Genomic DNA, 8,006 nt, shown 5'->3' with positions numbered 1-8,006 from the left:
GCATGACAGAAGCGGCTGCTCAACACGTGCGACGCTCCCTCAATGGGCGCGGCAAGGGTGATGGGATTCGTCTGGGTGTTCGCACCACAGGCTGTTCCGGCCTTGCCTATGTGCTGGAGTTCGTCGATGAGATCGGTGAAGACGATCAGGTGTTCGAGAGTCACGGCGAGAAAGTGATCATCGACCCGAAGAGCCTGACCTATCTGGACGGCACCGAGCTTGATTTCGTCAAGGAAGGGTTGAACGAAGGCTTCAAGTTCAACAACCCCAACGTGCGCGGTGAATGTGGCTGCGGCGAAAGCTTCAATATCTGAGGCTTCTTGTGGGTACTCCTTGTCATTTCGCTTTATTTGAGCTGCAACCGAGTTTCCGCCTGGATCTCGAGCAGTTGGCCGCGCGCTACCGTGAGTTGGCGCGTGGAGTTCATCCAGACCGTTTTGCCGATGCTTCCGAGCGCGAGCAGCGTCTGGCCCTGGAGCAGTCGGCAAGCCTCAACGAGGCTTACCAGACCCTCAAGAGTCCGCCCAAGCGCGCCCGTTATCTCCTGGCTTTGAATGGCGGTGAGTTGCCGCTGGAAGTCACGGTGCATGATCCGGAGTTTCTTCTGCAGCAGATGCAGTGGCGCGAAGAGCTCGAAGACTTGCAGGACAGTGCCGACCTGGCTGGAGTGGCGGCATTCAAGCGTCGACTCAAGACTGCGCAGGATGAACTGAATGAAAGCTTCGCAGCCTGTTGGGATGATGCAGCGCAACGCGAGCAGGCCGAACGCCTGATGCGGCGCATGCAGTTCCTCGACAAGCTCACCTACGAAGTGCGCCAGTTAGAAGAGCGCCTCGACGATTAACCCAGTGCCGCTCCGGTCGCACGCCTGATATACAGATAAGTCCAGATAAGCATGGCCCTACTGCAGATCGCCGAACCCGGCCAAAGTCCTCAACCGCACCAGCGTCGTCTGGCTGTGGGGATCGACTTGGGCACTACCAATTCGCTGGTCGCTGCCTTGCGCAGTGGTCTTTCCGAGCCTCTGGCCGACGCGCAGGGCCAGGTGATTCTGCCGTCGGCCGTGCGTTATCACGCCGACCGCGTTGAAGTGGGCGAATCCGCCCGCCTGGCTGCGCCCACCGACCCCTTGAACACCGTGCTCTCGGTCAAGCGCCTGATGGGGCGCGGTCTGTCCGACGTCAAGCAATTGGGTGAGCAACTGCCTTATCGCTTCGTTGATGGTGAGTCGCACATGCCGTTCATCGAGACCATCCAGGGGCCGAAAAGCCCGGTGGAGGTATCGGCTGAAGTGCTCAAGGTGTTGCGTCAGCGTGCTGAGGCGGCCCTGGGTGGCGAGCTGGTAGGTGCGGTGATTACCGTTCCGGCCTATTTCGATGATGCCCAGCGTCAAGCCACCAAGGATGCGGCCAAGCTGGCTGGCCTGAATGTGCTGCGCCTGCTCAACGAACCTACTGCGGCAGCTGTGGCTTATGGTCTGGATCAGCACGCCGAAGGCGTGGTGGCGATCTATGACTTGGGTGGCGGCACCTTCGATATTTCCATTCTGCGCCTGACCGGCGGTGTCTTCGAAGTCCTGGCTACCGGTGGCGATACTGCCCTGGGCGGCGATGACTTCGATCACGCCATTGCCGGCTGGATCATCGAGGGCGCGGGCCTGTCCGCCGACCTCGATCCGGGTACCCAGCGCAGTCTGTTGCAAGCTGCCTGTGCGGCCAAGGAAGCCTTGACCGGCGCCGCGTCCGTGGAAGTGGTGTATGGCGATTGGCGTGCCACCCTGACTCGCGATGCCTTCGACGCCCTGATCGAGCCGATGGTTGCCCGCAGCCTCAAGGCCTGTCGTCGTGCTGTACGCGATTCCAATGTCGAATTGGATGAAGTGCAGGCGGTGGTCATGGTGGGCGGTTCGACCCGCGTGCCGCGTGTGCGTGAAGCGGTGGCTGAAATGTTCGGTCGCCAGCCGTTGACCGAGATCGATCCGGATCAAGTGGTGGCCATTGGTGCCGCGATCCAGGCTGATACCCTGGCCGGCAACAAGCGTGAAGGCGGCGAATTGCTGCTGCTGGACGTGATTCCGCTGTCTTTGGGGTTGGAAACCATGGGCGGGCTGATGGAGAAGGTGATTCCGCGCAACACCACCATCCCGGTTGCCCGTGCCCAGGACTTCACCACCTACAAGGATGGCCAGACGGCCATGATGATCCATGTGCTGCAGGGTGAACGCGAGTTGATCAGCGACTGCCGCTCCCTGGCGCGCTTCGAGCTGCGCGGCATCCCACCGATGGTGGCCGGGGCGGCGAAGATTCGCGTGACCTTCCAGGTCGACGCCGATGGCCTGCTCAGTGTCTCTGCCCGAGAGCTGGGGTCGGGTGTTGAAGCCAGCATTCAGGTCAAGCCGTCCTACGGCCTGACCGACGGCGAAATCGCCAAGATGCTCAAGGACTCCTTCCAGTATGCCGGCGACGACAAGGTGGCCCGCGTGCTGCGTGAGCAGCAGGTTGATGCCCAGCGCCTGATCGAGGCCGTGCAGGGCGCCCTGGACGCCGATGGTGATCGTCTGCTGGACGCTGAAGAGCGCATGGTCATCGAGCTGCAGATGCAGGAACTGAGTGAATTGATGCGTGGCACCGATGGTTACGCCATCGAGCAGCAGACCAAGCGTCTGTCGCAAGTGACCGATGCCTTTGCTGCCCGCCGCCTGGATTCGACGGTGAAAGCCGCGTTGGCGGGGCGCAACCTGAATGAAATCGAGGAATAACTGATGCCGCAGATCATTTTTCTGCCACACGCCGTGTTCTGCCCGGACGGTCTGGTTGTCGAGGTCGAGCCCGGTGTTTCGGTGCTTGATGTGGCCCACGACAACCACATCGAGATCGAGAGCGCCTGCGGCGGCGTCTGCGCCTGCACTACCTGCCACTGCATCATTCGTGAAGGGTTTGACTCGCTGAACGAAGCCGACGAGCTGGAAGAAGACTTGCTGGACAAGGCCTGGGGCCTGGAAGCACAGTCGCGCCTGTCGTGCCAGGCTATCGTTGGTGATGAAGACCTGACCGTTGAAATTCCCAAGTACTCACTCAACCATGCCGCCGAAGCGCCGCACTGATTCAAGGAGTCGTCATGAGTCTGAAGTGGGTTGATGTACTGGAAATCGCGATCCAGCTGGCTGATTCCAAGCCGGATGTGGATCCGCGTTATGTGAATTTTGTCGACTTGCACCAATGGGTTCTGGCACTGCCAGAGTTCAGCGACGATCCGGCTCGCGGAGGCGAGAAGGTTCTTGAAGCAATTCAGGCCGCCTGGATCGACGAAGCGGACTGAATCCGCGGGCTACGCAGTTAGGCAATCCCTATAAACCCGCGTATAATTCGCGGGTTTAATTTTTCGCTTTAATCACCGTTTCTGGAGTTACACCATGGCTGTTCAACGTACTTTCTCCATCATCAAGCCTGACGCTGTTGCAAAAAACGTTATCGGCAAGATCGTTTCCCGTTTTGAAGAAGCCGGCCTGCGCGTTGTAGCTTCGAAAATGAAGCAACTGTCCAAGGCTGAAGCTGAAGGCTTCTACGCTGAGCACAGCGAGCGTGGCTTCTTCGGCGAACTGGTTGCCTTCATGACTTCCGGCCCAGTTGTTGTTCAGGTTCTGGAAGGCGAAAACGCCATTGCTCGCAACCGTGAGCTGATGGGCGCTACCAACCCTAAAGAAGCTGCTGCCGGCACCATCCGTGCTGACTTCGCCGAGTCCATCGACGCCAACGCCGTTCACGGTTCGGACTCCGAAGCTGCCGCTGCTCGCGAAATCGCTTACTTCTTCGCAGCTACTGAAGTAACCGCTCGCTGAGTAAGGCTGGCGAGTGAGGGGTGAGACCATGACTACATCGATCGGCAAAACTAACCTGTTGGGGTTGACTCAACCGGAAATGGAGAAATTCTTCGACTCAATCGGGGAGAAGCGTTTCCGTGCCGGTCAGGTAATGAAATGGATTCACCACTTTGGCGTCGATGATTTCGACGCCATGACGAATGTCGGCAAGGCCTTGCGCGAGAAGCTCAAGGCCGTTGCCGAGATTCGCGGTCCGGAAGTGGTCAGCGAGGACATCTCCAGCGACGGCACCCGCAAATGGGTGGTGCGCGTGGCGTCCGGCAGCTGCGTCGAGACTGTGTACATTCCTCAGGGCAAGCGCGGCACTCTGTGCGTTTCGTCCCAGGCAGGCTGTGCCCTGGATTGCAGTTTCTGCTCCACCGGCAAGCAAGGCTTCAATAGCAACCTCACCGCCGCCGAAGTCATCGGCCAGGTGTGGATTGCCAACAAATCCTTTGGCAGCGTCCCGGCGACCGTCGACCGTGCCATCACCAACGTGGTGATGATGGGCATGGGTGAGCCGCTGCTGAACTTCGACAACGTCATCGCTGCCATGCACCTGATGATGGACGATCTGGGCTACGGCATTTCCAAGCGCCGTGTGACCCTGTCCACCTCCGGCGTGGTGCCGATGATCGATGAGCTGGCCAAGCACATCGACGTCTCGCTGGCGTTGTCTCTGCACGCACCCAATGATGCGCTGCGCAACCAGCTGGTACCGATCAACAAGAAGTACCCGCTGAAGATGCTCCTCGAGTCCTGCCAGCGCTACATGTCCTCCCTGGGCGAGAAGCGCGTGCTGACCATCGAGTACACCCTGCTCAAGGACGTCAACGACAAGCTGGAACACGCGGTTGAGATGATCGAGTTGCTCAAGGACATTCCTTGCAAGATCAACCTGATCCCGTTCAACCCGTTCCCTCATTCCGGGTACGAGCGTCCGAGCAACAACGCCATTCGTCGTTTCCAGGACCAACTGCATCATGCCGGCTTCAATGTCACCGTGCGCACGACTCGCGGTGAAGACATCGATGCCGCCTGCGGTCAGTTGGTCGGGCAGGTGCTGGACCGCACCCGTCGTAGCGAACGTTATATCGCCGTGCGTGAGCTGAGCGCCGACGCCGATATGCCGCAAAGCGCCGCGACCCGTACCTGAGAGAGGATCTCCATGACCCTGCGCTTCGCGCTGCTCCTGCTTGTTGCCAGCCTCTGCGCTGGCTGTGTTCTGTCGGGTGATTCCAATCCGATGAACACCAGCAAGGGCCGCGATGAGGCGCGTGAGGCCTATGTACAGCTGGGTCTGGGGTATCTGCAGCAGGGGATGAGCGAAAGGGCCAAGGTGCCGTTGAAAAAGGCCCTGGAGCTGGCGCCTGCCGATGCTGACGCCAATGCCGCCCTGGCGCTGGTGTTCCAGGCCGAGATGGAACCTGTGCTTGCCGATGAGCACTTTCGTCAAGCCCTGGCGGCCCGTCCGGACAGTGCGCGTATCCTCAACAACTACGGCAGCTTCCTGTTCGAAGAAAAACGTTACAAAGAGGCTTATCAGCGCTTCGAGCAGGCCGCTGCTGATACTCTGTACCCCGAACGTTCCCGGGTGTTCGAAAACCTCGGTATGACCGCTTCAAGGCTGGGCCAGCGTGAGCTGGCCCAACTGCAACTGGATAAAGCCCTGCGCCTGAATCACCAACAGCCCCGCGCATTGCTGGAAATGGCTGAGTTGTCTTACGAAGACAGGCATTATGTGCCCGCGCGTGACTATTACGATCGTTTTAGCCTGCTCGAAGAGCAAAATGCACGTAGTCTATTGCTCGGCGTTCGGCTGGCAACGGTGTTCGAAGATCGCGACAAGGCCGCCAGTTACGGTCTGCAACTAAAACGACTTTATCCCGGTACGCCGGAATATCAGCAATACCTGTCGGAGCAATGATGAAAGCGGCGCATCCCGAAGTTCAAGCAGTGACTCGCGTAAACCCCGGTGAGACCCTGCGTCAGGCCCGCGAAAGCAATGGTTGGTCGCTGGCTGAAGTGGCCCACAAGCTCAACCTCACCGTGAGCTCCCTGAGCAATCTGGAAGCCGGCGCATTCGACAAGCTGCCGGGGCACACCTTTGCCCGCGGCTATATCCGCGCCTACGCCAAACTGCTGGGCATGGACCAGGCCATCCTGGTACAGGAATTCGATCAATACACCGGTACCGACTCCCAAGGCAGCAGCGTTCACGCCCTGGGCCGTATCGAAGAGCCGGTGCGGGTTTCCCACACCATTCTGCGCATCGTCAGCTTGCTGCTGTTGGTGGCCGTGGTGGGTGGCGGTTTCATCTGGTGGCAGGATCAGTCCTCCTTGCGCGGCAAGGAGCCGATCTCCTTGAGTCCCGAGCACGTCGAGGTCGAGGGTGCCGACGGCACCACGCAGATCCATCCAATCGACGAGCCGGAAGACCAGGCCGTCGCCGAAGGTCAGAGCGAGGCCCAGGACAACGCCGCACAAACCCAGAACCTGGCTGGTGCTGAGGCGCCTGCCAATCCAGTGACGCCTGCAACGCCGGCTCCGGTTGCGACGCCTGCAACCCCGACCGCTCCTGCGCATACCGCCCCGATCGTTGCGCCCGTTGTCAGCGCACCTGCAGTTCAGGCGCCGGTTCCGGCTGTCGTACCCGCTACGCCAGCGAATCCTGTCACAGCAGCGGCGCCAACCACTCCGGTCGCCGGTTCGGGCCAGGTGCAGATCCAGTTCAGCGCCGATTGCTGGGCTCAGGTCATCGATGGCAGCGGCAAGATTCTGCTCAGCGCCCTCAAGCGCAAGGGTGAAACGGTCGATGTCAGCGGCAAGCCACCTTTTGCCGTACGTCTGGGTTATGCCCGTGGCGCACAAATTTCTTACAACGGTCAGGCGGTGGATATCGCCCCGTTCACCAGTGGCGAGACCGCTCGCCTGAAGTTAGGTCAATAAGTCATGCACGGCGAATCTCCAATCAAACGTCGCGAGTCCCGCAAGATCTGGGTCGGCTCGGTACCGGTCGGTGGCGATGCCCCGATCGCAGTGCAGAGCATGACCAACAGCGACACCAACGACGTGGCCGCAACCGTCGCCCAGATCAACCGCCTGGAAGCCGCCGGTGTCGACATCGTGCGGGTCTCGGTGCCGGACATGGACGCCGCCGAGGCGTTCGGCCGCATCAAGCAGCAGGTCAAGGTGCCGTTGGTGGCCGACATTCACTTCGACTACAAGATTGCCTTGCGCGTAGCCGAGCTGGGTGTCGATTGCCTGCGGATCAACCCCGGCAACATCGGTCGCGAAGACCGGGTGCGTGCGGTGGTGGATGCCGCCCGTGACCGCGGGATTCCGATTCGTATCGGGGTCAACGCCGGTTCGCTGGAAAAAGATCTGCAGAAAAAGTACGGCGAACCGACCCCAGCGGCGCTGGTTGAGTCGGCACTGCGCCACGTCGAGCACCTTGAACGCCTGAATTTCAAGGACTTCAAGGTCAGTGTGAAGGCATCCGATGTATTTATGGCCGTCGAAGCCTACCGGTTGCTGGCCAAGGAAATCATCCAGCCCCTGCACCTGGGGATCACCGAAGCCGGCGGATTGCGTTCAGGCACGGTGAAATCCGCTGTCGGCCTCGGTATGCTGCTGGCCGAAGGCATTGGCGATACCATTCGCATCTCGTTGGCGGCCGACCCGGTCGAGGAAGTGAAGGTCGGCTACGACATTCTCAAGTCCCTGCACCTGCGTTCCCGTGGCATCAACTTCATCGCCTGCCCGAGCTGCTCGCGGCAGAATTTCGATGTGGTGAAAACCATGAACGAACTGGAAGGGCGCCTGGAAGACCTGCTGGTGCCGCTGGATGTCGCAGTGATCGGTTGCGTGGTCAACGGTCCGGGTGAAGCCAAGGAAGCGCATATCGGCCTGACCGGTGGTACGCCGAACCTGATCTACATCGACGGCAAGCCGGCACAGAAACTGACCAATGACAATCTGGTGGACGAGCTTGAAAAGCTGATCCGGCAGAAGGCGGCCGAAAAGGTCGAAGCCGACGCAGCGCTGATCGCTCGCGGCTAACCGAACGTATTTAAGGATTTTTTGTGAGCAAGTCTCTGCAAGCCATTCGTGGCATGAATGACATCCTGCCCGAGCAGACCCCCCT

At 60.0% G+C, this 8,006-nt stretch carries 11 protein-coding genes; all 11 read left to right on the top strand.

The genetic code is table 11. The features are described from left to right. Positions 1-2: 2 nt before the first annotated feature. A complete protein-coding gene (gene iscA / locus BLX41_RS09665) occupies positions 3-314 on the top strand; it encodes an iron-sulfur cluster assembly protein IscA (RefSeq protein ID WP_123724703.1) in 312 nt (103 codons plus the stop codon). 8 nt (positions 315-322) lie between these two features. Then, the gene (gene hscB / locus BLX41_RS09660; RefSeq protein ID WP_011063215.1) at positions 323-844 is read left to right on the top strand and encodes a co-chaperone HscB; all 522 of its coding nucleotides are present in this window, start codon (positions 323-325) and stop codon (positions 842-844) included. A 51-nt stretch (positions 845-895) separates the two neighbouring features. Beyond that, positions 896-2,758 carry a Fe-S protein assembly chaperone HscA gene (gene hscA / locus BLX41_RS09655; protein ID WP_123724702.1) on the top strand — a complete coding sequence of 621 codons (1,863 nt, stop codon included), beginning with the start codon at positions 896-898 and terminating at the stop codon, positions 2,756-2,758. 3 nt (positions 2,759-2,761) lie between these two features. Further along, the gene (gene fdx, locus BLX41_RS09650; protein ID WP_025129554.1) at positions 2,762-3,103 is read left to right on the top strand and encodes an ISC system 2Fe-2S type ferredoxin; all 342 of its coding nucleotides are present in this window, start codon (positions 2,762-2,764) and stop codon (positions 3,101-3,103) included. A gap of 14 nt (positions 3,104-3,117) precedes the next feature. Beyond that, positions 3,118-3,318: a Fe-S cluster assembly protein IscX gene (gene iscX, locus BLX41_RS09645; protein ID WP_102860397.1), complete on the top strand. Its 201-nt coding sequence runs from the start codon at positions 3,118-3,120 to the stop codon at positions 3,316-3,318. 94 nt (positions 3,319-3,412) lie between these two features. Continuing rightward, positions 3,413-3,838, top strand: coding sequence for a nucleoside-diphosphate kinase (ndk, locus tag BLX41_RS09640; RefSeq protein ID WP_025129556.1), 426 nt, complete (start codon positions 3,413-3,415; stop codon positions 3,836-3,838). A gap of 28 nt (positions 3,839-3,866) precedes the next feature. Next, positions 3,867-5,015: a dual-specificity RNA methyltransferase RlmN gene (gene rlmN, locus BLX41_RS09635; RefSeq protein WP_102860398.1), complete on the top strand. Its 1,149-nt coding sequence runs from the start codon at positions 3,867-3,869 to the stop codon at positions 5,013-5,015. Between the two features lie 12 nt (positions 5,016-5,027). After that, positions 5,028-5,786: a type IV pilus biogenesis/stability protein PilW gene (gene pilW, locus BLX41_RS09630; protein ID WP_123724701.1), complete on the top strand. Its 759-nt coding sequence runs from the start codon at positions 5,028-5,030 to the stop codon at positions 5,784-5,786. Next, on the top strand, positions 5,786-6,808 hold the full coding sequence (locus BLX41_RS09625) for a RodZ domain-containing protein (RefSeq protein ID WP_123724700.1): 1,023 nt from the start codon (positions 5,786-5,788) through the stop codon (positions 6,806-6,808). The genes pilW and BLX41_RS09625 overlap by 1 nt, the downstream gene beginning before the upstream one ends. A 3-nt stretch (positions 6,809-6,811) precedes the next feature. Then, the gene (gene ispG, locus BLX41_RS09620; RefSeq protein ID WP_011063207.1) at positions 6,812-7,921 is read left to right on the top strand and encodes a flavodoxin-dependent (E)-4-hydroxy-3-methylbut-2-enyl-diphosphate synthase; all 1,110 of its coding nucleotides are present in this window, start codon (positions 6,812-6,814) and stop codon (positions 7,919-7,921) included. Positions 7,922-7,944: 23 nt separating this feature from the next. Further along, the coding region (locus tag BLX41_RS34915) for a hypothetical protein (protein ID WP_259697504.1) at positions 7,945-8,006 on the top strand (62 nt) is incomplete at its 3' end.

The organism is Pseudomonas protegens, assembly GCF_003732485.1.
GTDB lineage: Bacteria > Pseudomonadota > Gammaproteobacteria > Pseudomonadales > Pseudomonadaceae > Aquipseudomonas > Aquipseudomonas protegens_B.
The sequence above is the reverse complement of the archived record's forward strand: the minus strand, read 5'-3'. Positions and strand labels throughout refer to the sequence as shown.